Raw genomic sequence first — 24,819 nt, 5'->3', positions numbered from 1 at the left:
TCTTCGCGAAGAAAACACCCCGCACCGGGACATTCAGCCCTGGAGTCGATACTCTTCGAGCAATCGGCGACCAATGATCATTTTCTGGATTTCGGCGGTACCTTCACCGATCAGCAGCATCGGGGCCTCACGGTAGAGGCGCTCGATCTCGTACTCCTTGGAGAAGCCGTAGCCGCCGTGGATCCGGAAGGCGTCCTCCACGACCTCCTTGCAGTACTCGGAGGCGAGGTACTTCGCCATTCCGGCCTCTAGGTCGTTTCGTTCCCCGGAGTCCTTTTTGCGTGCCGCGTTCACCATCATGGCATGCGCCGCCTCGACCTTGGTGGCCATTTCCGCCAGTTTGAACTGGATGGCCTGGTGCTGGGCGATCGGCTTGCCGAAGGTGTGCCGCTGCTGCGCGTACGACACGCCGAGCTCGAAGGCACGCTGGGCGACCCCGCAGCCACGGGCGGCGACGTTCACCCGGCCGACCTCGACGCCGTCCATCATCTGGTAGAAGCCCCGGCCGGTGACCCCGCCGAGCACCCGGTTGGCCGGAACCCGCAGGCCGTCCATGATGAGCTCGGTCGTGTCGACCCCCTTGTAGCCCATCTTGTCGATCTTCCCGGGGATGGTGAGACCCGGGCGGACCTCGCCGAAGCCGGGCTCCTTCTCCACCAGGAAGGTCGTCATCGACTTGTGGGGCGCCGTGCCCTCGGGGTGGCCTTCGTCACTCTTGACGAGTACGGCGACGAGCGAGGACGTGCCGCCGTTCGTCAGCCACATCTTCTGACCGGTCAGGACGTACTCGTCGCCGTCCTTGACCGCCTTCGACGTGATCGCCGACACGTCCGAGCCCAGCCCCGGCTCCGACATCGAGAAGGCGCCCCGGATCTCGCCGAGCGCCATCTTCGGCAGGAAGTAGTCCTTCTGCTCCTGCGTGCCGTGCTGCTTGAGCATGTACGCCACGATGAAGTGCGTGTTGATGATGCCGGACACCGACATCCAGCCGCGGGCGATCTCCTCCACGCACAGCGCGTAGGTCAGGAGCGACTCGCCCAGACCCCCGTACTCCTCGGGGATCATCAGACCGAACAGGCCCAGCTCCTTCAGGCCGTCGACGATCTGCTGCGGGTACTCGTCGCGGTGCTCCAGCTCGGTCGCGACCGGGATGATCTCTTTGTCGACAAAGTCCCGGACGGTGGAGATGATCTCCTGCTGGACGTCCGTCAGACCGGCGGTCTGGGCGAGTCGTGCCATGGCTACTTCTCCTGCGACTTCAGCTCCGGGCGGCCGGGCTGCTCGCCGCCGCGCTCCTTGATGTACGTCTCGGTCGGCACCATCACCTTGCGGCGGAACACGCACACCAGGGTGCCGTCCTGCTTGTAGCCCTTGGTCTCGACGTGGACGATGCCGCGGTCGTTCTTCGACTTCGACGGCCACTTGTCGAGCACGGTCGTCTCGCCGTAGATGGTGTCGCCGTGGAAGGTCGGCGCCACGTGCTTGAGCGACTCGATCTCCAGGTTGGCGATCGCCTTGCCGGAGATGTCCGGGACGGACATGCCGAGCAGCAGCGAGTAGATGTAGTTGCCCACGACGACGTTCCTGCCGAAGTCCGTCGTCTTCTCCGCATAGTTCGTGTCCATGTGGAGCGGGTGGTGGTTCATGGTGAGGAGACAGAACAGGTGGTCGTCGTACTCGGTGACCGTCTTGCCCGGCCAGTGCTTGTACGTCGCCCCGACCTCGAACTCCTCGTAGGTCCGTCCGAACTGCATGCCGCTCAGGCCTCCGGGATCTCGAACTTGCTGGTGCGCTGCATGCCGGCGGCGCGTCCCTTGCCCGCGATGACCAGCGCCATCTTGCGGCTGGCCTCGTCGATCATCTCGTCGCCGAGCATCGCGGAGCCCTTCTTGCCGCCGGCCTCCGACGTGTAGTACTCGTACGCGTCCAGGATGAGCTCGGCGTGGTCGTAGTCCTCCTGCGAGGGCGAGAACACCTCGTTGGCGGCGTCGACCTGACCCGGGTGGAGCACCCACTTGCCGTCGAAGCCGAGCGCGGCGGCGCGGCCGGCGACCTCGCGGAAGCCGTCGACGTTGCGGATCTGCAGATAGGGGCCGTCGATCGCCTGGAGGTTGTTGGCGCGGGCGGCCATCAGGATCTTCATCAGGATGTAGTGGTACGCGTCCGCCGGGTAGCCGGGCGGCTGCTCGCCCACGACGAGCGACTTCATGTTGATCGACGCCATGAAGTCGGCCGGACCGAAGATGATCGTCTCGATGCGCGGGGACGCCTGCGCGATCGCGTTGACGTTGTTGAGGCCCTGGGCGTTCTCGATCTGCGCCTCGATACCGATCCGGCCGACCTCGAAGCCCATCGTCTTCTCGATCTGCGTCAGCAGCAGGTCCAGGGCGACGATCTGCTCGGCGCTCTGCACCTTCGGCAGCATGATGCAGTCGAGGTTGGGGCCCGCGCCCTCCACCACCGTCACGACGTCCCGGTACGTCCACTCGGTCGTCCAGTCGTTGACCCGGACCACCCTCGTCTTGCCCGTCCAGTCACCCTCGTTGAGGAACTTGACGATGGTGTGCCGCGCCTCCGGCTTGGCGAGCGGCGCGCACGCGTCCTCCAGGTCCAGGAAGACCTGGTCGGCGGGGAGGCCCTGCGCCTTCTCCAGGAAGCGGGGGTTCGAGCCCGGTACCGCCAGGCACGAGCGCCGCGGGCGAAGGCGGTTGACAGGCGTGGTCATGCGGGGACCTCCAGAGGGTCGAGCTTGTTCGCTTTCCGGATCTCGTCGACGATACGGCCGATGATCCCGGTGATGTCGAAGTCCTTCGGGGTGAAGACGGCGGCCACTCCAGCGGCCCTGAGCTGCTCGGCGTCGCCGTTCGGGATGATCCCGCCCGCGATCACCGGGATGTCGGCCGCGCCGGCCTCGCGCAGCCGCTCCAGCACGTCCGGCACCAACTGGGCGTGCGAGCCGGAGAGGATGGACAGACCGACCGCGTGCACGTCCTCGGCGAGGGCCGCGTCCACGATCTGCTCGGGGGTGAGCCGGATGCCCTGGTAGACCACCTCGAACCCGGCGTCACGGGCCCGCACGGCGATCTGCTCGGCGCCGTTGGAGTGCCCGTCCAGGCCCGGCTTGCCGACCAGGAAGCGCAGCTTGCCGACGCCCAGGTCGCGGGCGGTGGCGTCCACCCTGCGGCGCACCTCGGCCAGCTTGGTGCCCTCCTCGGGGGCCACCGCGACGGGCGCGGACGACACGCCGGTGGGGGCGCGGAACTCGCCGAAGACCTCGCGCAGCGCCCCGGCCCACTCGCCGGTCGTGACCCCGGCGCGGGCGCACTCCAGGGTGGCTTCCATGAGGTTGTCGGTCCCCTTCGCCGCCTCCTTCAGCCGCTCCAGCGCCTTGCAGGGGCGCGGGTGGTTGAAGGGCGGCTGGTAGCGGGTGTCGCGCCAGCGCTGGAGGGACTCGATGACGCGGGCCTCCACCGCCGGGTCGACCGTCTGGATGGCGGTGTCCAGGTCGGCGGTCAGCGGGTTGGGCTCGGTGCCCTCGAAGATGTTGACGCCGACGATCTTCTCCTGACCCGATTCGATACGGGCCCTGCGCGCCGCGTGCGAGGCGACCAGCTGCGACTTGAGGTAGCCGGACTCGACGGCGGCCATCGCGCCGCCCATCTCCTGGATGTGGTCGATCTCGGCGAGAGCCGCCTCGACCAGCTCGTCCACCTTGGCCTCGATCACCTTCGAGCCCTCGAAGATGTCGTCGTACTCCAGCAGGTCGCTCTCGTAGGCGAGCACCTGCTGGATGCGCAGCGACCACTGCTGGTCCCAGGGGCGGGGCAGGCCCAGCGCCTCGTTCCAGGCCGGAAGCTGCACGGCACGCGCGCGTGCGTCCTTGGAGAGGGTGACGGCCAGCATCTCGAGCACGATCCGCTGGACGTTGTTCTCCGGCTGCGCCTCGGTCAGGCCGAGGGAGTTGACCTGGACGCCGTAGCGGAAGCGGCGGTGCTTGGGGTTCTCGATGCCGTACCGCTCACGCGTGATCTTGTCCCAGATGCGGCCGAACGCCCGCATCTTGCACATCTCCTCGATGAAGCGGACGCCCGCGTTCACGAAGAAGGAGATGCGGCCGACGACATCGCCCATGCGCTCCTGCGGCACCTGGCCGGAGTCGCGCACGGCGTCGAGGACGGCGATCGCGGTGGACATCGCGTACGCGATCTCCTGGACCGGCGTGGCGCCCGCCTCCTGCAGGTGGTAGCTGCAGATGTTGATCGGGTTCCACTTCGGGATGTGGGAGACCGTGTACGCGATCATGTCCGTCGTCAGGCGGAGTGACGGTCCCGGCGGGAACACGTGCGTTCCGCGGGACAGGTACTCCTTGACTATGTCGTTCTGGGTCGTGCCCTGGAGCTTGGTGATGTCCGCGCCCTGCTCCTCCGCGACGACCTGGTAGAGCGCCAGCAGCCACATGGCCGTGGCGTTGATGGTCATCGAGGTGTTCATCTGCTCCAGGGGGATGTCCTGGAACAGCCGGCGCATGTCACCGAGGTGCGAGACGGGGACCCCGACCCGGCCGACCTCGCCGCGGGCGAGGACATGGTCGGGGTCGTAGCCGGTCTGCGTCGGCAGGTCGAACGCCACCGACAGACCCGTCTGCCCCTTGGCGAGGTTGCGCCGGTACAGCTCGTTGGACGCCTCGGCCGTGGAGTGACCGGCGTACGTGCGCATGAGCCACGGCCGGTCCTTCTCTCGCCTGCCTTCGGCGGGCTGACGCTCAGTCATCTATGACCTCCGCTCGCCTCAGACGTTCCGGAAGCGGTTGATGGCGTCGATGTGCTTGGCGCGCATCTCGTGGTCGCGCACGCCCAGACCCTCCTCGGGCGCCAGGCACAGCACGCCGACCTTGCCCTGGTGGACGTTGCGGTGGACGTCGTGGGCGGCCTGGCCGGTCTCCTCCAGCGGGTAGACCTTCGACAGCGTCGGGTGGATCTTGCCCTTCGCGATGAGCCGGTTGGCCTCGTACGCCTCGCGGTAGTTCGCGAAGTGCGAGCCGATGATCCGCTTCAGCGACATCCACAGGTAGCGGTTGTCGTACTGGTGCATGTAGCCGGAGGTGGAGGCACAGGTGACGATGGTGCCGCCCTTGCGGGTGACGTACACCGAGGCGCCGAAGGTCTCGCGGCCGGGGTGCTCGAAGACGATGTCGACGTCCTCGCCACCGGTCAGCTCACGGATGCGCTTGCCGAAGCGCTTCCACTCCTTGGGGTCCTGGGTGTTCTCGTCCTTCCAGAACCGGTAGTCCTCGGCGTTGCGGTCGATGATCAGCTCCGCGCCCATCTTGCGGCAGATCTCCGCCTTCTGCGGCGAGGAGACGACACAGATCGGGGTGGCGCCGCCCGCCAGCGCGAACTGGGTGGCGTACGAACCCAGGCCGCCGCTCGCGCCCCAGATCAGGACGTTGTCGCCCTGCTTCATCTGGGCGCCGTTGCGGGAGACGAGCTGCCGGTAGGCGGTGGAGTTGACCAGGCCCGGGGCCGCGGCCTCCTCCCAGCTCAGGTGCGCCGGCTTCGGCATCAGCTGGTTGGACTTGACCAGGGCGATCTCCGCCAGGCCGCCGAAGTTCGTCTCGAAGCCCCAGATGCGCTGCTCGGGGTCGAGCATGGTGTCGTCGTGGCCGTCGGGCGACTCCAGCTCCACGCTCAGGCAGTGCGCGACGACCTCGTCGCCGGGCTTCCAGGCGTTGACGCCGGGGCCGGTGCGCAGCACGACGCCGGCGAGGTCGGAGCCGATGATGTGGTACGGCAGGTCGTGCCGCTTGGTGAGGGGCGAGAGCTTGCCGTAGCGCTCCAGGAACCCGAACGTCGACAGCGGCTCGAAGATCGAGGTCCACACCGAGTTGTAGTTGACCGACGAGGCCATGACGGCCACCAGGGCCTCGCCCGGGCCGAGCTCGGGCAGCGGGACCTCGTCGACGTGCAGGGACTTGCGGGGGTCCTTGTCGCGGGTGGGCATGCCCGCGAACATCTCCGTCTCGTCCTTGTGCACGGTGACCGCGCGGTAGGACTCGGGGAGGGGAAGGGCGGCGAAGTCGGCGGACGTGGCGGTCCCCGACTGAATGGCGTCCAGGATGTCCTTCACGGTGGTGCCTCCGGCGAATGGCGTCTTGAGGGGAGACGCTGAGGGTTACGTCGGTGCTGCTGCTGGTGAGAGGGTGTGCCGTCGGTTCGGCGAAGGTGGTGCTGGCAGCGCTTTGTGGCGCGGAAGTTGCCTGTGACGCAGGCGTCCGGGCGCGCTCGCCGAAAGGCTTGCGGGGACAGCCGGCGTACGAAAGGTCTCTGCACGCCGGCCGCCCGGACACCATCACCGTATGGCACCCTGTGTCACCCCGCAAGGCACTGGGTGCCAGAAATCGACCTCAGATGAAATCTTTACGTAACAAATGAGCGATGATCGATCAAAGCTACTGCCGACTACGTGCACGCGAACGGGCCGGTGGCGGCACCCAGTGCCGCCACCGGCCCGTCGTGGCTACCGAAGGTTACGAGCGCTCCTTGAGCGCCTGCTCGATGGTGCGCATGACTTCCTCCAGGGGCGCGTCCGTCCTGGCCACCGTCACCAGCACCTCGCCCTGCGTGGTCGCCGAGGCCGTCGCCGTACGCGGGGCGGCCTCCCGTCCCGCCCCGATCCCCGTCCCGAACGTCTTGCGGACGATCGCGAAGGCGTGGTCCAGCTGCGCCTCGACGTCTCCCTGGCCGCCCGCCCGCAGCCAGCGCCGCAGCACGTGGTTGTGCGCGGTGACCACCGCCGAGGCGGCGACCTCGGCGAGCAGCGGGTCGTCGTTGGCGTCGTCGTCGTGGGCGTGCTCGTCGAAGTGGCCGAGGAGATAGCGGGTGAAGAGGCGCTCATAGCGGGCGACCGAGGCGATCTCCGCCTCGCGCAGCGTCGGCACCTCACGCGTCAGCTTGTAGCGCTGCACGGAGATCTCCGGCCGGGCCGCGTACATCTTCATGACTTCCTTGATGCCGCGGCACACGGTGTCGAGCGGATGCTCGTGCGCGGGCGCGGCGTTGAGCACCGCCTCCGCCCGGATCAGGGTGTCGTCGTGGTCCGGGAAGATCGCCTCCTCCTTGGAGCGGAAGTGGCGGAAGAAGGTGCGGCGAGCGACCCCCGCGGCTGCCGCGATCTCGTCGACGGTGGTCGCTTCGTACCCTTTGGTGGCGAACAGCTCCATCGCCGCGGCCGCCAGTTCCCGGCGCATCTTGAGCCGCTGGGCGGCGGCGCGAGAGCCTGCGGCACTCTCCGGTGCGTCGGGCGTAGCTGGTGTACGTGAGGACTTGGCGGGCTGGGACATGACCCGAACGTACTGCATCTGCGCACGTTGGTGCGCATGCCCCGGGTTCCCCCCGCCCCGCGCTGGCGGGGGGTGACCGTTCGGGTCGAGCAGTCCGCCCCAGTCGGCGCCGCCGTGGAGCCGGTCGCCGCGCCGGTCAGCGCTTGGCATATTCGCGGAAGCCGCGGCCGGTCTTGCGGCCGAGGCAGCCCGCGGCCACCAGGTGTTCCAGGAGCGGTGCCGGGGCCAGACCGGGGTCGCGGAACTCCCGGTGCAGCACCTTCTCGATGGCGAGCGAGACGTCCAGTCCGACCACGTCGAGCAGTTCGAACGGGCCCATCGGGTAGCCGCCGCCCAGCTTCATCGCCGCGTCGATGTCGTCGAGGGACGCGTAGTGCTCCTGCACCATCTTCACGGCGTTGTTCAGGTACGGGAACAGCAGTGCGTTGACGATGAACCCGGCGCGGTCGCCGCAGTCGACCGGGTGCTTCCTGATCGATCCGCACAGCTCGCGGACCGTCGCGTGCACGTCCTCCGCCGTCAGCACCGTACGGACCACCTCGACCAGCTTCATGGCCGGCGCCGGGTTGAAGAAGTGCATGCCGATCACGTCCTGCGGGCGCGAGGTGGCGCGGGCGCAGGCCACGACGGGCAGCGAGGAGGTGGTGGTGGCGAGGATGGCGCCGGGCTTGCAGACCTTGTCGAACGTGGCGAACAGCTGCCGCTTGACCTCCAGGTCCTCGGCGACGGCCTCCAGGGCCAGGTCGACGTCCGCGAAGTCGTCGTAGGAGCCCGCCGGCCGGATCCGGTCCAGCGTCTGCGCGGCCGCCTCCGTGGTCATCCGGCCCTTGTCGACCGAGCGCGCCAGCGACTTGCCGATGCGAGCCTTCGCGGCCCGGGCCTTCTCCTCGGAGCGGGCGGCGAGGACGACCTCGTACCCGGCCTTGGCGAAGACCTCCGCGATCCCGGACGCCATGGTGCCGGAGCCCGCGACACCGACCGAGCGGACCTCCCGGCCCTGGACCAGTGACCCGCCCTCCAGCGGGGTCAGCGCGTCACGCACCACGACCGGGCTGCCGGGTGCCTCGTACGTGTAGAAGCCGCGGCCCGCCTTGCGGCCGGTCAGGCCCGCCTCGCTGAGCTGCCTCAGGATCGGCGCGGGAGCGTGCAGACGGTCACGGGAGGCGGCGTACATGGCCTCCAGCACCGTGCGCGCCGTGTCGATGCCGATCAGGTCGAGCAGGGCGAGCGGGCCCATGGGCAGCCCGCAGCCCAGCTTCATCGCCGCGTCGATGTCCTCCCGGGAGGCGTACTTGGACTCGTACATCGCGGCCGCCTGGTTCAGGTAGCCGAACAGCAGTCCGTCGGCGACGAAGCCGGGCCGGTCGCCCACCGCGACGGGCTCCTTGCCGAGGTCGAGGGCGAGGTTGGTGACGGCGGTGACGGCCGCCGGCGCGGTCAGCACGGAGGAGACGATCTCCACCAGGCGCATCGCCGGGGCCGGGTTGAAGAAGTGCAGCCCGAGGACGCGCTCGGGGCGGGCCGAGTCGGCGGCGAGCCGGGTCACGGAGAGGGCGTTGGTGCCGGTGGCGAGGATGGTGTCCGGGCGCACGATGCCGTCGAGGGCGCGGAAGACCTGCTGCTTGATCTCGTACGACTCCGGGACCACCTCGATCACCAGGTCGGCGTCGGCGGCCGCCCGCAGGTCGGTGAAGGTGCGGAAGCGGGCGAGGGCGTCGTCCCGTTCCCGCTCGGTCAGGCGCCCGCGGCTGACGGCGCGGGCGGTGGCGGTCTCCAGGGTGGCGACGGCCTTCGAGGCTGCGGCCTCGTCGATGTCGATGCCGACGACCTCGCGGCCGGCCCGGGTGAGCACCTCGGCGATGCCGGTGCCCATGGTGCCGAGGCCGACGACGGCAACGGTCTTGAGCGGGGACAGTGGGGTGTCGGAGAGGGGAGTGGCCATCGCGGGACTCCAGAAATGAGGGTGACGACTGAAGGAGCGCCTGGGTGCGCCGAGGGCGCACCGCAGGGCGGAGGGAGTGCGGGTGCTTGCCGGGCTGACGAGCGCACACGCCCGGCGCCGCGTCACGGACGTGCACACGCCCGGACCGGCGATACCGACCGGCCCTGTCCCGGAGCCGAGTCGTACTGAGGTACGCGATGTACCGAACCGACCAGCACTCACGACGGCTGCGTCACCAGGCCGCCGCGAGTCTCGCGAGTGGGTAACTCGCTCGTCTGAGCTTAACCGGTGGGTAACGAGCGCGCCAGCCCTCGGGTTTGTGATCTGGGTCCCGCCGCGGGGGCCGCACACCTACGCTCGGGAGCATGGACGAAGCGTTGCGATCACTCACGGAGCGTGTGCGGGCCGAGAGCGGCGGGTCCCCGGCCTGCGAGCGGCTGGTGGCGACCGGCGACCTCGACGAACTGGCCGCCGTGCTGACCGAGCCGGGACAACCGCTGTGGGCCCGGGAACTGGCCGCGTTCCGGCTCGGCGCGGCGGGCGACCGGCGCAGCTTCGAGACCCTTGTCCTGCTGCTCAACCACCGCGATCCGCAGCGTTGCGCGTCGGCCGCCCACGCCCTGGCCCGGCTCGGCGATCCGCGCACCGCACGAGCGGCGGCCGCCCTGGCCACCAACGAGCTCCGCGTCGCCTACGCCCTGCACCCCGTACGCCTGCTCGTCGAACTGCGCGCCCCCGAGGCCGTGCCCGCGCTGATCACCACGTTGCAACGCCGGCTCCGCCCGCACGATCCGTACCGCAAGGTGGCGCTCGCCTGCGTGGAGGGGCTGGGTGCACTCGGCGACCCCCGCGCCCGCCCCGTCCTGAACGAGGCACTCGCCCACCCGGCCCTGGCTGAGGCGGCGGTCCACGCACTGGCCCGCATCGCGGACGGGCGGTGACCTCCGCCCCGGGCGGCGACGACCACCGACCCCGGGCGCGCGATGACCACCGCGCGGGATCACCGAGCCAGGGATCAACCCGGCAGGATCGCGTACGCCTCGATCTCCATCAGGAACTCCGGGCGTACCAGGGCCGCCACCTGTACCGCCGACGACGCGGGCAGGCGGTCGTCGGGTATGTGCGCGGCGCGGGCCTCGCGGATCGCCGGCATGTACGCCATGTCCGTCACGAAACAGGTGAGTTTGACGACGTCGTCGAAGGTGGCTCCGGCGGCGGCCAGGCAACGGCGCAGGTTCTCGAAGACCTGCCGGGCCTGCGCCGCCGGGTCGCCCTCTCCGACCGGCTTGCCGTCCTCGTCGAGGGCGAGTTGGCCGGAGATCGCGACGAAGCGGCCGGTGCCCATGACGACGTGCGAGTAAGGGGCGGCGGGGGCGACACCGTCGGGGGCGGGAATCCTGGTCAGATCACTCATGGGCCCATGGTGGACCACGGGTGTGACAATGACCCGTTCCAAGGTCAACGCCCCCGACGGGTGACGTCCGCCCCGCCGCTCAGCGGCGGAAGCCCAGCAGGGCGTGCAGCGTCGAACCGCGCCCCGCACCGGACGCCTCCGGGGACGCGGCCTTGCCCGTGAGCGGCTTGGGCTCGGGGAGCCTCCGGCACACCGCGTCGACGTCGCCGGCGCCGCGCGGCACCGTACCGTCGGCGAGGTACGCCGCCAGATACCTGTCCATGCAGGTGTTCCCGCTCAGGGTGACGCCGTGGTTCCCGCCACCCTGCTCCACCACCAGGCTGGAGCCGCGCAGCAGCTGATGTACCGTCAGTCCGCCGTGGTAGGGCGTGGCGGCGTCGTCGGTCGCCTGGAACAGCAGCGTCGGCGGCAGCGCGTCGTTGGCCACGTCCACCGGCTGCAGCGAGTCCGTCGGCCAGAACGCGCACGGCGCGTTGTACCAGGTGTTGCTCCAGGTCATGAACGGCGCCTTGGCGTACACCGCCCATGCGTCCGAGCGCCACCGCGCCCAGTCGCGCGGCCAGGTGACGTCACGGCACTGCACCGCGGCGTAGACGGCGTAGTTGTTGTCCCCAGAGGCGCCGACCGCGCCGAAGCGTTTGTACGCCTCGACCAGCGGGCGCGGGTCGCCGTGCGCATAGGCCGCGAACGCCTCGGCGAGGTGCGGCCAGTAGCCGTCGTAGTAGCCGCCCGGCATGAAGGTGTCCTCCAACTCGGAGGCACCCACCTTCTGCTCGGCCGGATGCCGGGCCAGTGCCGCCCGCATCGCGTACCACTTGGCCTCGACAGCCGCCGGGTCGGTGCCGAGCCGGTACACCGCGTCGTGACGCGCCACCCACGCCAGGAACGCCCGGTGACGGTCGTTGAAGGCGTAGTCCTGCCGGATGTTGTTCTCGTACCACACCCCCTGTGGGTCGACAATGGAGTCGAGCACCAGACGGCGCACCCGCTGGGGGAAGAGCTTCGCGTAGACGGCGCCCAGGTAGGTCCCGTACGAGTAGCCGAAGTAGCTGACCTTCTCAGCTCCCAGCGCCTGCCGGATCGCGTCCAGGTCACGCGCGGTGCTCACCGTGTCGATGTACGGCAGCACGCCCGCGTACTTGGTGGCACACGCCCGGGCGAAGGAGGCGGCGCGCGCCAGGCTCGCCTTCTCCCGGGACGGGGTGCGGGGAACCGAGTCCGGGCGCAGCCGGGTGAAGTAACCCGGCACGCAGTTCAGGGCGGGACTGCTCTTTCCGACGCCCCGTGGGTCGAAGCCGATGACGTCGTACTGCGCCGCCACCGCCTTGGGCAGCGAGGAGGCGACATAACCGGCGAGGGTCAGACCGCTGCCGCCGGGCCCGCCGGGGTTGACCAGCAGCGGTCCCTGATATGTCGGCGCGGTGTGCGGTACGCGGGACAGGGCCAGCGTGATCTGCTGTCCGCGCGGGTTGGCGTGGTCCAGCGGCATCGTGACGCTCGCGCACTGGAGCGTCGGATACTTGGTGGTGCCGCACTTCTTCCAGGTGAGCTGCGCCGCCGGTGCGGTGTCCTTGGTGCGCGGTGTGCTCGCGCCGGCCGGGACGGTCGTGAACATCCCGGCCACCACCAGGGCGGCGCCGCACAGCACGGCTGCGCGGTGTGTCATAGAGGACCTCCCAGGACGGAGGGGTTCGGACCGCGAGTGCCGGGTCCTCGCCGATCGTCCCGGAAAGGTCGTCCGGAAGAGCGCTCTTCAGACAGCGGTTGACCCGATTGGGCCGTGCAAGGCGCTCGTATGCGCGTCGATCAGAGGAGCGAGAGCTGCGTCGGCCCGCTCACCGTGGGCTCCGCCGCCACGGGTTCGGGCTCGGGCGGCCGGATCCTGCGGGGCATCCCGGGGCGCGTCGGGCCGATGCCGTACTCCTGGGCCAGTTCGTGCACCTGGCCGGTGATCCGGCGTTGGTACCACTTCGGGGCGTAGGCGCCGTCCGCGTACAGCCGTTCGTAGCGCCGTACGAGGTGCGGATGCCGGCTCTCCAGCCAGGCCATGAACCATTCGCGCGCGCCCGGGCGCAGATGCAGCACCAGCGGGGTCACCGAGGTCGCCCCCGAGGCGGCGATCGCCTGTACGGTGGCGCGGAGTTGGGCCGGGTGGTCGCTCAGAAAGGGGATCACGGGGGCCATCAGGACACCGCAGCCGATGCCGTGCTCGCCCAGCGTGCGCACGACGTCCAGCCGGCGCTCCGGGGCGGGGGTGCCCGGTTCGACGGTGCGCCACAGTTCCTGGTCGGTGAAGCCCACGGAGACGGAGATGCCGACGTCGGTGACCTCGGCGGCCTGCTTCAGCAGATCCAGGTCGCGCAGGATCAGGGTGCCCTTGGTGAGGATCGAGAAGGGGTTCGCGTGGTCGCGCAGCGCCGCGATGATCCCCGGCATCAGCCGGTAGCGGCCCTCCGCGCGCTGGTAGCAGTCGACGTTGGTGCCCATCGCGATGTGTTCGCCGTGCCACCGTGGGGAGGACAGGTGGGCGCGCAGCAGTTCGGGGGCGTTGACCTTCACCACGATCTGGGTGTCGAAGCCCAGCCCCGTGTCGAGGTCCAGGTAGCTGTGCGTCTTCCGCGCGAAGCAGTACACGCACGCGTGCGTGCAGCCCCGATAGGGATTGACCGTCCACTCGAAGGGCATGCGCGAGGCACCCGGCACCCGGTTCACGATCGAACGGGCCCGCACCTCGTGGAAGGTGACGCCGCGGAACTCGGGGGTGTCGAAGGTACGGGTGGTCACCGCCTCGGCGTCGAACAGCGCGGCGCCCCGGGCCGCGGCGGCGTTCTCGGCCAGATGATCCCAGCGCATGGGCGCCTCCTCGGTAGCACTGCGCCACAGAATAGAACATGCGTTCCCTTGATCGCGACGTGGAATCGCTCCTTAGTTCGAATCGAGGTTGTGTCCAACTTGGCATCGGTCGTACGGAGTGCCGGACCGGATCGGGCCAGTAGCGGCGGGCGTCCTCCATCGCTCGCAGCCCGTCGGTCACCGCCGTGGCCGACGCCTTCATTCCGTCAGCCAACTCGTACAGCGGCGTGATGTCCTTGCGGTCCGCCCGGCCCTTCTGGGGCTTGTCCAAGCAGGCGAGGCAGTCGCGGCTGCCTCGCCTGGTCTGCCGCAGAGCCCTCGACCAGCCGGGCTGGAGCGTGCTGTCCGGTATGGGTAGATACCCCTGACCGGCTGCGGCGTCCCTGGCCAGTGCCGCGCACAATGCCCGGCGCGTGGCGCGGGGTTCTCGGTCCGGCTGCGGTCGTCCCGGCGTCAGGAGCCGCCGGGTTCCGTCCCGTCGAGGGTGATCGCCCCGGAGGGGCAGACGCCGGCGGCCATCCGTGCGGCCGCGCGGTGGGCGGTGGGCGGCACGGCGTGCAGCAGGAGCACGCGGCCGTCGTCGGGATCCTGGTCGAAGACCTCCGGAGCGGTCAGGGCGCACATCCCGGCGCCGATGCAACGCTCGCGGTCGACGCGCAGGCGCGTCGTGCTCATGACTCCTCCTTGTCCCAGGTGACCGGGAGGCTCTTCACGCCGTAGATGTCCGCGGTCTCCGGGCGCAGGCCGACTTCTGCGGCCGGTACGGCCAGGCGCAGCGTGGGGAACCGGTCGACCAGCGCGCGGAACGCGACCCGCATCTCGACGCGGGCCAGCTGCTGACCCAGGCACTGGTGGATGCCGTGGCTGAAGGCCAGGTGCCCGGTCGCGTCCTTCCTCCGGAGGTCGAGCACGTGGGGGTCGGTGAAGCGCTCGGGGTCGCGGTTGGCGGTGTGGTACGACAGGACGACCGTCGTGCCGGCCTCGATGGTCTGGCCGCCCAGTTCGACATCCTCAAGGGCCGTCCTCATGAACGTCTTGGCGACGCTCAGATACCGCAGCAGCTCCTCCACGGCCCCGTCGGTGAGGGCGGGGTCGGCGCGCAGCGCGGCCAGTTGTGCCGGGTTCTGCAGCAGCGCGAAGGTGCCGAGGGACAACATGTTCGCGGTGGTGTCGAATCCGGCGGCCAGCAGGATCAGGCTGATCCCTTTCAGCTCCTCATCGGTCAGATCGCTGTCGGTGAGTTCGCTGAGCACGTCGTCGGTGGGGTTCGCGCGCTTGGCGGCCACCAGCTGTGCGAGGTACTCCTGGGTCGCCGTGTAGGCCGCTATCAGCTCCTCTTCGCTTGTCTCCCCTCCCATGAACGTGTCGATCTGCTCCTGGAAGGAGCCCCGATCCTCGTACGGCACCCCCAGCAGCTCACAGATGACGATGGTGGGGATGGGCTTGGCGAACGCCGTCACCAGGTCCGTCGGCGGCCCGGCCTTCTCCATGGCGTCCAGGCAGTCGGCGGTGATCTGCTCGATGCGCTCGGTGAGAAGCCGCATCCGCCGTACCGTGAACTTGCCCACCAGCGGCTTGCGGTAGCGCCCGTGCTGCGGCTCGTCCATCAGGAGGAACTCGCCGGGCGGCGCCGGAGGTACCTCGAAGTCGCCCACGTTCAGGAGCTCTTTGCGCGAGCTGAACCGCGAGTCGGCCAGGACCGACCTGACCAGGTCGTATCCGGTGATCAGCCAGCCGGGTTTTCCGCCGGGGTGGGTGTAGCGGCTGATGGGGCCGTGCCGGCGGGCGTCGAGCAGCTCTGCCGGCGGGTCGAAGGGGCAGCCGGACCGGCGCGCCGTCGGCAGCGTCGTGACGGTGTGGACGGGCTCACTCATGGCCATTCCTCATCTCGCGATATTACGTGTTTGACGGATGCTGAAAAGCTACGTTGCATTCATAATCTCGTCAATCCATCTTGAGGTGTTTCCCCAGCTGAATAGTGCCAAATTGATGCAATGACGCTGTCGTTGAACGCAACGTCTCGTTGCAATGAATCACGGCGGAGAAGCAGCACGGGTGGCACTGCCGGAGGGCGGTCGGGCCAGGAGTGCCAATTCAGAGCCTCGACGCTGACCTGCCGCTTTCTGGGGGACGCCGTCGCGCGCGGGCGAACCGGAAGTCGGCGCGCCCCTCACCCCCTTGGCTCCGCCTGGGCCATAACAGAGAGATGCAGCACTCGAGACCGCCGGGGTCCCTCTCCACGGGCGTACGCCGGCTCACCCTGGAAGCCGCGGGCGTCACCCTGTCCTGCCTGCTCGCCGAGGTCCCGGACGGTGAGCCGCGTGCCACCGTGGTCGCCCTGCACGGCGGCGGCATGACGGCGGGCTACTTCGACGGGCAGGCCCATCCCGACCTGTCCCTCCTCACGCTCGGCGCGCGCCTCGGCTTCACGGTGCTCGCGGTGGACCGGCCCGGCTACGGCCTGTCCGCCGCCCGGCTGCCCGAGGGGCAGACCCTCGCCGAGCAGGCCGAGGTGCTTCAGGCGGCGCTGGAGGCGTTCGCGGCGCGGTACGCCACCGGAGCGGGCTTCTTCCTGCTCGCGCACTCCTACGGCGGCAAACTCGCCCTCGTGACGGCCGCGCGCGCCGACGGGCTGCTCGCACTGGACGTCTCCGGCTGCGGGCACCGCTACGGGGTCGAGCCCGCCGACCTGCTCGAGATCGGGCGCGGCGCGCACCGGGGGCGCAACTGGGGTCCGCTGTGGCTCTATCCGCCGGGGACGTTCCGTTCGATCGGCTCGGTCATCGCTCCCATGCCGGCCCGCGAGGCCGCCGAAGTCGCCCACTGGCCCGCGTTGTTCGAGGACCTGGCGCCGCGCGTGAGGATCCCCGTACGGCTGACCTTCGCCGAGCACGAGGCATGGTGGCTGCACGAGGAGCGGGACCTCGCCGACCTCACCGCCCACCTCGCCGCGGCACCGGTCGTCCGTGTCGAACGCCAGCCCGCCGCCGGCCACAACATCAGCCTGGGCCGGGCGGCCCGCGCGTACCACCTGCGCGCGCTCGCGTTCTTCGAGGAGCGCCTGCTGGTGTCCGCCGAGGACCAGCGGCAGATGACGGCACGGGTGCGGTCCGAGGCCCTGCCCCGGGTGTGATGGGATGGCGCACACTCCCATCTCACGTACAGGAAGAGGAAGGTCATGGCGCAGGTCGAGGCGACCACGGAGCGGACCATCGCGGCGGACGCGGAGACGGTGTTCGACGCGCTCGCCGACTACAGCGGCACCCGCGCGCGGCTGCTGCCCGAGCAGTTCAGCGAGTACGAGGTGCGCGAGGGCGGCGACGGCGAGGGCACTCTCGTGCACTGGAAGCTCCAGGCCACCAGCAAGCGCGTCCGTGACTGCCTGCTGGAGGTCAGCGAGCCGACCGACGGCGAACTCGTCGAGAAGGACCGCAACTCCTCCATGGTCACCACCTGGCGGGTCACCCCGGCCGGCGAGGGCAGGTCCCGGGTCGTCGTGACCACCACCTGGAAGGGCGCCGGCGGCATCGGCGGCTTCTTCGAGAAGACCTTCGCTCCCAAGGGCCTCGCCCGGATCTACGACGCGATCCTCGGGAAGCTCGCCGCCGACGTGGAGAAGTGACGCGGCGTACGGTGTCGGGCGCGAGCGGTGGGAAGCCCGCTCGCGCCGCCATGACTCCCTGCGCGCTCCGGGGGCTCGGGTCTGGTGTTCCGCTCCCCGGAGCGCGCGCCGTCAGTTGACGGGGCGATTCTCGCGCTCACCGATTCGGGTGGTTTTCCGCGGTGCGCGGTGGTGCGCCGTAGCGCTTCGACCGGCGCATACCTCCCTCGGCCCGCCTCGCGGGCGACTCGTCGCGCTTGCTCACTGTTGTCGCGCAATGCGAGAAATGGGCGGCGCAGACGCGAAGAGGGGAGCGGTACGTGGGCGGGACGACTGCGGTGGACGTGGACGACGAGCGGACCGTGTTGTCCGCGGTCCCGGACGCGCACCGGAAGCCGGCCGGCACGCAACCACCCGAACCGCCGGAACCGCCCGTGGCGCTCGGCCCCCGCCGGATCCGCCTGGTGTTCGTCGGGCTCATGCTGGCGCTGCTGCTCGCCGCCCTCGACCAGATGATCGTGGCCACCGCGCTCCCGAAGGTCGTCGGCGAACTGCACGGCCTGGACCGGATGTCCTGGGCGATCACCGCCTACCTGCTGACCTCCACCGTCGGCCTCCCGGTCTACGGCAAGTGCGGTGACCTCTTCGGCCGCAAGGGCGTCTTCCAGTTCGCGATCGGCGTCTTCGTCGTCGGGTCCGCGCTCGCCGGCCGGGCCTCGACCATGGACCAGCTGATCGCCTTCCGCGCGATCCAGGGCATCGGCGCCGGCGGCCTCATGATCGGCGTGCAGGCGATCATCGCGGACATCGTCCCGCCCCGTGAACGCGGCCGCTACATGGGCGTCATCGGAGCCGCCTTCGGTCTCGCCTCCGTCGCCGGACCCCTGCTGGGCGGCTACTTCACGGACCACCTCTCCTGGCGCTGGTGCTTCTACGTCAACGTCCCCTTCGGCCTGGTCACCTTCGCCGTCATCACAGCCGTGCTGAAACTGCCCAAGCCCGCCGCCAAGGCCCGCCTCGACGTCCTCGGCACCCTGCTGCTGGCCGCGACGTCGACCTGCCTGGTACTGCTGACCAGTTGGGGCGGCACCGAGTACGCCTGGGACTCCCGGGTCATCCTCGGCCTCGGCGCGGGGGCGGCCCTCGGATGCGTCCTCTTCCTGGTCGTCGAGCGGTTCGCCGTCGAACCGCTCATGCCGCTGCGGCTGCTGAGGGACCCCGTCTTCAACGTCACCGCACTGGTGGGACTCGTCATCGGCGTCGCCCTGTTCGGCGCCGCCAGCTATCTGCCCACCTTCCTGCAGATGGTCGACGGGGCGAGCGCCACCGAGTCCGGGCTGCTGATGCTGCCGATGATGGCCGGGATCGTCGGCGCCTCCATCATCAGCGGACAGCTCATCAGCCACACCGGCCGCTACAAGGCCTTCCCGCTCCTCGGCAGCGGCCTCGCCGCGATCGGCATGTGGCTGCTGTCCCGGCTCGATGTGGACACACCCCGACTGCAGTACAGCGTCTGGATGGCCGTCCTCGGCGCCGGCATCGGCATGGTGATGCCGGTGCTGATCCTCGCCGTGCAGAACTCCGTCCGCCCCGCCGACCTCGGCACCGCGACCAGCGCCAACAACTACTTCCGGCAGATCGGCGGCAGCGTCGGCGCCGCCGTCTTCGGCACCCTGTTCGCCCACCGGCTCGCGGACGCGCTGCGCGAACGCCTCCCCGCGAGCGGGGGCGCGCACCTGCCCGACCCCGAGTCCATCACCCCGCAACTCGTCCACGCACTGCCGCCGACGGTGCGGAACGCGTACATCGAGGCGTACGCCGAGGCCATGCCGCGGATCTTCCTCTACCTCGTCCCGGTGATCGTCCTCGGCCTGCTCATCGCCTTCTTCCTCAAGGAGAAACCACTGGTGTCCCACAACGCCCCAGCCGACTGCCCGCCCGCCGCCCAGGTCCCGCAGGCGCGCGCGCCGTACGCCGCAGGCGTGCCCGTCTGCGGCACGGTCCAGCACCCCGACGGCACCGTCGTGCCCCGCGCGGCGCTCACCCTCATCGACGTCGCGGGCGTGCAGATCGGGCGGGGCGCGAGCGGTGAGGACGGGCGGTACGCGCTGTCCACGCCCGGATCCGGCTCCTACGTCCTCATCGCCGCGGCCGGCGGCCACCAGCCGCAGGCGGTCTCGGTGACCGTCGGGGAACGCCCGGTCGAACTGGACGTCGTGCTCGGCGGCGCTGGCCGGCTGGCGGGCAGCGTGGTCACGGCCGACGGCACCCCGGTGCGGGACGCCGCCGTCACGCTCACCAACGTGCACGGAGAGGTGGTCGCGACCACCCGCAGCGGGCGCGAGGGAAGCTACGTCATCACCGAGTTGGTGGCCGGTGAGTACACCCTCGCCGCCAGCGCGCCCGCGTTCCGCCCGGCCGCCCTCCCCGTCACCGTGCAGGCCTCGCGCGAGACCCGGCAGGACGTCGAACTCGCGGGCGGCGCGGTGCTGCGCGGCACGGTCCGCGCCGGGGACGGGCGGCCGGTCGAGGACGCCCGGGTGACGCTGCTGGATGCCGCGGGCAACGTCGTCGACACCCTGACCACCGGGGCCGACGGCACGTATCGGTTCGTCGATCTGTCGTCGGGGGAGTACACGGTGATCGCGGCGGGGTACCCGCCGGTGGCTACGGTGTTGCAGGTCGCCGGGGGCGGCAGGACTGAGCGTGACCTGCAGTTGGGACACGAGGACTGAGGCGGTGGGGTTCGGCACGCCACCGCTTGGCGCCCCTTCGGGCGCGCCTGTGCGCCCCCGGTGACCAATTCGCTCAATGCCACACATCGCGACCGGGCGGGGCCGTACCGTGTTCGTGAGGCACAGATCTTGCACGCGGGGAGAAAGGGCCTGGGCCATGGACCATGGCACCGAGACGGGCGTCTCGGCCGGGCACGGCCCGGCGGAGCACGCCACGGCCGGCCGTATCCCGTTGGCCGTGGTCGTGGTGGACCGCGAAGGGCTGGTCTCGCACTGGAGCCGGGGCGCACGAAGGTTGTTCGGCATCCCCAGGGAGGGCGCGCTCGGCCGGCCCGCCGTCGATCTGATGCCCGTCTCCGGTGCTCTGCCCGAGGAGCACGACACCGGCCCGTACGGTGCGTACACCGCGTACGACGGACTCGGCCCCGACCTGGAGTCCTCGCTCGACGGACGGCTGTCGTACCCGGCCGCGGGGCGCGCCCGCCTCTCCGTCCCCGACAGGGATCGCGCCGACGTGCTGTGGTGGGCGTACCCCCTCGTCGGCCCCGGCCCGGAACGGCTGCTGGTGCTGGCGGCCGACGCGGGCGCGCTGCATCGTCAGGACGAGGGTGTGGCCGTCGAACGCATCGCGCCGGGCTTCGCACTGCACACCGACTTCCCCGGCGCGGAGGAACTCGCCCGCAGGCTGCCGGAGATCCTGCCCAGCATGAGCGTGGGCGAGAGCGCCCGTATCGTCTCGCAGGTCCTCGAACTCGGCTACCCGATCCTGGAGTTCAGTCAGAACGACCGGGTGCCCGTCACGCCCGACTGGGGCGTGCCCCGGCGCGCGGAGCGCAAGGCGCGCCGGGAGCGGGTGGCGCGCGCGGTGGCGGCCGGGCAGCCGGTGCCGCAGGACGTTCAGGACGAGGCCGAGGACCTCGAGTACGCCGCGGTGCGCGAGCGGCTGGAGTTCCTCAACGAGGTCAGCGGCAAGATCGGCACCTCCCTGGACCTGGCGCGGACCATCATCGAGGTCAGCAAGGCAGTGGTGCCCCGCTTCACGGACGTGGCCTGTACGTACCTGCGTGAACAGGTCGTCGCCGGCGAGGGGTTCCCCGACGGCGTGCCCGACACCACCACCATGTGGCACCGGGTCGCCCTGGAGCACACCGACGAGCCGGGCCGCTGGGAAGACGTCGTGCCGGTCGGCGAGGCCATGCCGTTCCCGGCCGAGACGCCGTTCTTCCAGTGCATGACCACCGGGGAGCCCGTCGTCATCCCGCGCATCAGCGAGGAGATGGGACACGCCATCGCCTCCCAGTTCGACAAGCGCGACATCCGGCCCCTCATCACCCACCGGTCCATGTTGATCGTGCCCCTGAAGGCGCGCCAGGTGGTCCTCGGCTTCATGGCGCTGATGCGCCACCCGGAGCGTCCCGAGTTCAACGACATGGACCGGGTCACCGGCGCCGAACTCGCCGCCCGCGCGGCCCTCGTGCTGGACAACGCGCGCATGTACACGTACCAGGAGAACGTCGCGGAGACCCTCCAGGACAGCATGCTGCCGCACATCGCACCGCGCATGGCCGGCTGCGACATCGCCACCCGCTATCTGCCGGGCACCCTGCTGGGCCGTGTCGGCGGCGACTGGTTCGACTCGGTGAAACTGCCCGGCGCCCGCACCGCCCTCGTCGTCGGAGACGTCATGGGGCACGGGCTCAACTCCGCCGCCATGATGGGCCAGTTGCGTACGGCCGTACAGACCATGGCCGCCCTCGACCTGCCGCCCGCCCAGCTGCTGCGCAACCTCGACGACCTCGCCCAGCGGCTCGGCGACACCTACCTGGCGACCTGCCTGTACGCCGTCTACGACCCGATCGCGAGCGAACTGCACCTCGCCAACGCCGGCCACATCCCACCGGTGATCGTCCGCGCGGAGGACGGGCGCAGCGAACTGCTCGATCTGCCCACGGGTGCGCCGATCGGCGTCGGCGGGGTGCCGTTCGAGTCGGTACGCGTGCCGGTCGCGCCCGGTGACCGGCTGGTGATGTGCACCGACGGTCTGGTCGAGGTGCGTGGCGAGGACATCGGTGTCGGGCTCGCCACCCTCTGCGAGTCCGCCGCGCATCCGGCGGCCTCCATGGACGCCGCCTGCGACACGATCATCCGCGCCCTCAACACGCACGGCGGCCGCAAGGACGACGTGGCACTGCTCATGGCCCGGCTCAACGGCATCGAACCCGAGGATGTCGCCGTCCGGCGGCTCGCCCTCGACCCCGTCGAGGTGGGCCGGGCCCGCGCCGCGGTCCGCGAGCAGCTTCACGAGTGGGGCCTCGGCACGCTCGCCTGCAACGCCGAGCTGATGGTCAGCGAACTGGTCACCAACGCCGTACGGCACTCCCACAGCCGCCCGGTCGAACTGCGGCTGGTACGCGGGGACACCCTGCTGTGCGAGGTGGACGACGACGACCACACCCTGCCCACACTGCTCAGCGCGGGCGCCGATGAGGAGTCGGGGCGCGGACTGCGCGTGGTGAGCACGCTGGCCCGCGAGTGGGGGACCAGCCGGACGGGCGCCGGCAAGACGGTCTGGTTCGAACTGACGCTGCCACGTGCCGCACGACGCTGACCGGCCCGCCGTGGTGCCGATGGTCCCCTGTCAGAGTGACGGCACGCCCGTCGTCCCCCGCACCTCCAACGCCGGTGTCGTCAGGACCAGTTCCGCCGGGCGGGCCGGGTCGGCGATGCGGTCCACGAGGTGCCCGGCGGCGCGGCGGCCCACGTCGTGGCTGCCGTTGTCCACCGTGGTGAGCCACAGGTGCCGCAGGCGCGAGAGGTACGTGTTGTCGTAGCCGACGAGCGACAGGTCGCCCGGCACCTGGAGTCCCAGCTCCTCCGCCGCCGACAGGGCGCCGACGCACGCGATGTCGTTGAACGCGAAGAGGGCGGTGGGGCGTTCGGGTGTACTGAGGAGGCGGACCGTGGCGCGGTAGCCGCCCTCTTCCGTCAGGTCGCCCTGTTCCACGAGCGCCCGGTCCGCGAGGCCGTGTTCGCGCATCACGGTCTCGAAGCCGCGCCGGCGCAGCGAGCCGACCACTCCCTGGCCCGCGATGTGCGCGATACGGCGGTGCCCGAGGCCGATGAGGTGCTCGGTGGCGAGACGTGCGCCGTGCTCGTCGTCGCCGGCGACGATGTCGACGGCCGGCAGGTGGGGCTCCCGGGCGCCCGCGACGACGGTCGGGATCTGTGCGGCGGCCTGGCGCAGCGCCTCGGACGGCGGCAGGGTGCCCACCGCGATCAGCCCGTCGACGCGGAGGTCCGTGAAGGTGCGGGTCAGGTCCTCGCCGAGGCGCCGGTTGAGGTGCCCGTCGGCCAGCAGCATGCGTAGGCCGGCGTCATGCAGGCGGGAGTTGAGGCCGTCGAGAAGCTCCACGAACCAGGGGTTGCGCAGGTCGTTCAGCAGGACGCCGACCGTGCGGGTGCGGCGCTCGCTCAGGCTGCGCGCGGCGGCGTTGGGCCGGTACCCCAGCTCCTCGACGGCGGCCAGCACCGCGCGCCGCTTCTCCGGGCGCACCTGGTCGGAGCCGCGCAGGACCAGGGAGACCAGCGACTTCGACACCCCGGCCCGTTCGGCGACATCGCGGATCGTCGGAGGTCTCATGTCTGGACCGTTCCATACGGTGGGCTTCGCTGTCAAAGAGCGAGCACACCGAGGTCCACCATTGACAACGGGTGTCTATGCCCTTCAGTGTGGGTCGCGCACGTTGTGGACCGGTCCAAAAAGGGGCAGTCATGGTGAGTACGCTGGGCGTCGCCGTCGTGGGATTCGGCTGGATGGGACGGGTGCACACCCAGGCCTACGTCCGCCTGCCGCACCACTTCCCGCAGCTGTCCCTGCGCCCCGAACTGGTCGCCGTCGCCGACGAGGTGCCCGGACGCGCCGAGGAGGCCGCCGCGCGCTACGGCTTCGCCACCGCGGTACGGGACTGGCGCGAGGTCGCCGCCGACCCGCGGGTCCAGGCGGTGAGCATCGCCGCCCCCAACTTCCTGCACCGGGAGATCGGCGTCGCCATGGCCGAGGCGGGCAAGCACATCTGGATCGAGAAGCCGGTCGGCCTGACCGCCGAGGACGCCCACGCGGTCGCCGACGCGGTCGGCAAGGCCGGTGTCCAGGGCACGGTCGGCTTCAACTACCGCAACGCGCCCGCCGTCGCCGCCGCCCGCGAGCTGATCGCCTCCGGTGAGATCGGCACCGTCACCCATGTCCGCATCCGCCTCTTCAGCGACTACGCCGCCCACCCCGAGGGTGCCCTGACCTGGCGGTACGAGCGGGAGCGCGGCGGCAGCGGGGTCCTCGGCGACCTGGCCTCGCACGGCGTGGACCTGGCGCGGTTCCTGCTCGGCGAGATCGAGTCGCTGGCCGCCGACAGTGCCGTCTTCATCCCCGAACGCGCCCGCCCCACCGGCGCCACCGCCGGCCACACCCGGGCTTCCGGCGGGGAGCCGGGGCCCGTCGAGAACGAGGACTACGTGAGCTGCCTGTTGCGCTTCGCCTCGGGCGCCCGCGGTGTCCTGGAGGCCAGCCGGGTCTCGGTCGGCGAACAGAACAACTACGGCTTCGAGCTCCACGGCACCAAGGGCGCCCTGTTCTGGGACTTCCGGCGCATGGGCGAGCTCGGCGTCAGCCGCGGCACGGCCTACCAGGACCAGCCCGTCAGCACCCTCTACGTCGGCCCCGGGCACGGCGAGTACGCCGCCTTCCAGCCCGGCGCGGCCAACGCCATGGGCTACGACGACCTGAAGGTCATCGAGGCGTACCAGTTCCTGCGCTCGATCGCGGAGGGCACCGCGTACGGCCCCACCCTTCAGGACGCCGTGCGCAGCGCCACCGCACTGGACGCCATGAGCCGCTCGGCGGAGCGGCGCACCTGGGTGGACCTGGCGTGAAGCCGCCAG

At 70.5% G+C, this 24,819-nt stretch carries 19 protein-coding genes; 6 read left to right on the top strand and 13 right to left on the bottom strand.

Annotated features, from left to right (window positions below; translation table 11 throughout):
* Positions 1–33 precede the first annotated feature (33 nt).
* The 7 genes from ACFYZJ_RS29165 to ACFYZJ_RS29135 all read right to left on the bottom strand — a co-directional run bounded on the left by ACFYZJ_RS29165 (position 34) and on the right by ACFYZJ_RS29135 (position 9,281).
* Positions 34–1,239 (bottom strand): acyl-CoA dehydrogenase family protein, encoded by a 1,206-nt coding sequence (locus tag ACFYZJ_RS29165; protein ID WP_388572820.1) that lies wholly within the window; start codon positions 1,237–1,239, stop codon positions 34–36.
* Between the two features lie 2 nt (positions 1,240–1,241).
* Positions 1,242–1,754 carry a MaoC family dehydratase gene (locus tag ACFYZJ_RS29160; RefSeq protein WP_388572818.1) on the bottom strand — a complete coding sequence of 171 codons (513 nt, stop codon included), beginning with the start codon at positions 1,752–1,754 and terminating at the stop codon, positions 1,242–1,244.
* A gap of 5 nt (positions 1,755–1,759) precedes the next feature.
* Positions 1,760–2,725 carry an HpcH/HpaI aldolase/citrate lyase family protein gene (locus ACFYZJ_RS29155; RefSeq protein WP_388572816.1) on the bottom strand — a complete coding sequence of 322 codons (966 nt, stop codon included), beginning with the start codon at positions 2,723–2,725 and terminating at the stop codon, positions 1,760–1,762.
* On the bottom strand, positions 2,722–4,770 hold the full coding sequence (locus tag ACFYZJ_RS29150; protein ID WP_388572814.1) for a protein meaA: 2,049 nt from the start codon (positions 4,768–4,770) through the stop codon (positions 2,722–2,724). The genes ACFYZJ_RS29155 and ACFYZJ_RS29150 overlap by 4 nt, the downstream gene beginning before the upstream one ends.
* An 18-nt stretch (positions 4,771–4,788) precedes the next feature.
* Positions 4,789–6,126, bottom strand: a complete 1,338-nt coding sequence (gene ccrA, locus ACFYZJ_RS29145) for a crotonyl-CoA carboxylase/reductase (RefSeq protein ID WP_388572812.1) — start codon at positions 6,124–6,126, stop codon at positions 4,789–4,791.
* Positions 6,127–6,526: 400 nt separating this feature from the next.
* Positions 6,527–7,339 (bottom strand): TetR family transcriptional regulator, encoded by an 813-nt coding sequence (locus ACFYZJ_RS29140; RefSeq protein WP_388572810.1) that lies wholly within the window; start codon positions 7,337–7,339, stop codon positions 6,527–6,529.
* 136 nt (positions 7,340–7,475) lie between these two features.
* A complete protein-coding gene (locus tag ACFYZJ_RS29135) occupies positions 7,476–9,281 on the bottom strand; it encodes a 3-hydroxyacyl-CoA dehydrogenase family protein (protein WP_388572808.1) in 1,806 nt (601 codons plus the stop codon).
* Positions 9,282–9,646: 365 nt separating this feature from the next.
* Here ACFYZJ_RS29135 and ACFYZJ_RS29130 point away from each other — a divergent pair, with 365 nt between their 5' ends.
* Positions 9,647–10,222, top strand: a complete 576-nt coding sequence (locus tag ACFYZJ_RS29130; protein ID WP_388572806.1) for an adenylosuccinate lyase — start codon at positions 9,647–9,649, stop codon at positions 10,220–10,222.
* A gap of 74 nt (positions 10,223–10,296) precedes the next feature.
* Here the strand turns inward: ACFYZJ_RS29130 and ACFYZJ_RS29125 are convergent, their stop codons facing one another.
* The 5 genes from ACFYZJ_RS29125 to ACFYZJ_RS29105 all read right to left on the bottom strand — a co-directional run bounded on the left by ACFYZJ_RS29125 (position 10,297) and on the right by ACFYZJ_RS29105 (position 15,422).
* Positions 10,297–10,695, bottom strand: coding sequence for a RidA family protein (locus ACFYZJ_RS29125; RefSeq protein WP_388572805.1), 399 nt, complete (start codon positions 10,693–10,695; stop codon positions 10,297–10,299).
* A gap of 79 nt (positions 10,696–10,774) precedes the next feature.
* Positions 10,775–12,361, bottom strand: coding sequence for an alpha/beta hydrolase (locus ACFYZJ_RS29120; RefSeq protein ID WP_388572804.1), 1,587 nt, complete (start codon positions 12,359–12,361; stop codon positions 10,775–10,777).
* 140 nt (positions 12,362–12,501) lie between these two features.
* Complete coding sequence (locus ACFYZJ_RS29115) at positions 12,502–13,548, bottom strand: Rv2578c family radical SAM protein (protein WP_388572802.1); 1,047 nt, start codon at positions 13,546–13,548, stop codon at positions 12,502–12,504.
* A gap of 453 nt (positions 13,549–14,001) precedes the next feature.
* Positions 14,002–14,223, bottom strand: a complete 222-nt coding sequence (locus ACFYZJ_RS29110) for a ferredoxin (protein WP_388572800.1) — start codon at positions 14,221–14,223, stop codon at positions 14,002–14,004.
* The gene (locus ACFYZJ_RS29105) at positions 14,220–15,422 is read right to left on the bottom strand and encodes a cytochrome P450 (protein ID WP_388572798.1); all 1,203 of its coding nucleotides are present in this window, start codon (positions 15,420–15,422) and stop codon (positions 14,220–14,222) included. Before ACFYZJ_RS29105 ends, ACFYZJ_RS29110 begins: the two co-directional genes overlap by 4 nt.
* A 332-nt stretch (positions 15,423–15,754) precedes the next feature.
* Between ACFYZJ_RS29105 and ACFYZJ_RS29100 the strand changes: the two genes are divergently transcribed.
* The 4 genes from ACFYZJ_RS29100 (at position 15,755) to ACFYZJ_RS29085 (ending at position 22,492) form a co-directional block, all read left to right on the top strand.
* Positions 15,755–16,681 (top strand): alpha/beta hydrolase, encoded by a 927-nt coding sequence (locus ACFYZJ_RS29100; protein ID WP_388572796.1) that lies wholly within the window; start codon positions 15,755–15,757, stop codon positions 16,679–16,681.
* A 45-nt stretch (positions 16,682–16,726) separates the two neighbouring features.
* Positions 16,727–17,170, top strand: coding sequence for an SRPBCC family protein (locus ACFYZJ_RS29095; protein ID WP_388572792.1), 444 nt, complete (start codon positions 16,727–16,729; stop codon positions 17,168–17,170).
* Between the two features lie 299 nt (positions 17,171–17,469).
* A complete protein-coding gene (locus ACFYZJ_RS29090) occupies positions 17,470–19,884 on the top strand; it encodes an MFS transporter (protein WP_388572790.1) in 2,415 nt (804 codons plus the stop codon).
* 157 nt (positions 19,885–20,041) lie between these two features.
* A complete protein-coding gene (locus ACFYZJ_RS29085) occupies positions 20,042–22,492 on the top strand; it encodes a SpoIIE family protein phosphatase (RefSeq protein ID WP_388572788.1) in 2,451 nt (816 codons plus the stop codon).
* A gap of 30 nt (positions 22,493–22,522) precedes the next feature.
* Here the strand turns inward: ACFYZJ_RS29085 and ACFYZJ_RS29080 are convergent, their stop codons facing one another.
* The gene (locus ACFYZJ_RS29080; RefSeq protein WP_388572786.1) at positions 22,523–23,524 is read right to left on the bottom strand and encodes a LacI family DNA-binding transcriptional regulator; all 1,002 of its coding nucleotides are present in this window, start codon (positions 23,522–23,524) and stop codon (positions 22,523–22,525) included.
* 131 nt (positions 23,525–23,655) lie between these two features.
* On the opposite strand from ACFYZJ_RS29080, the gene ACFYZJ_RS29075 reads away from it, so the two are divergent.
* Positions 23,656–24,810: a Gfo/Idh/MocA family protein gene (locus tag ACFYZJ_RS29075; protein ID WP_388572784.1), complete on the top strand. Its 1,155-nt coding sequence runs from the start codon at positions 23,656–23,658 to the stop codon at positions 24,808–24,810.
* The last annotated feature ends 9 nt before the right edge of the window (positions 24,811–24,819 follow it).

It is taken from the genome of Streptomyces sp. NPDC001848 (assembly GCF_042891915.1).
Taxonomy (GTDB): domain Bacteria; phylum Actinomycetota; class Actinomycetes; order Streptomycetales; family Streptomycetaceae; genus Streptomyces.
Note: the sequence above shows the minus strand (reverse complement) of the source record. Positions and strands in the feature narration are given on the sequence as shown.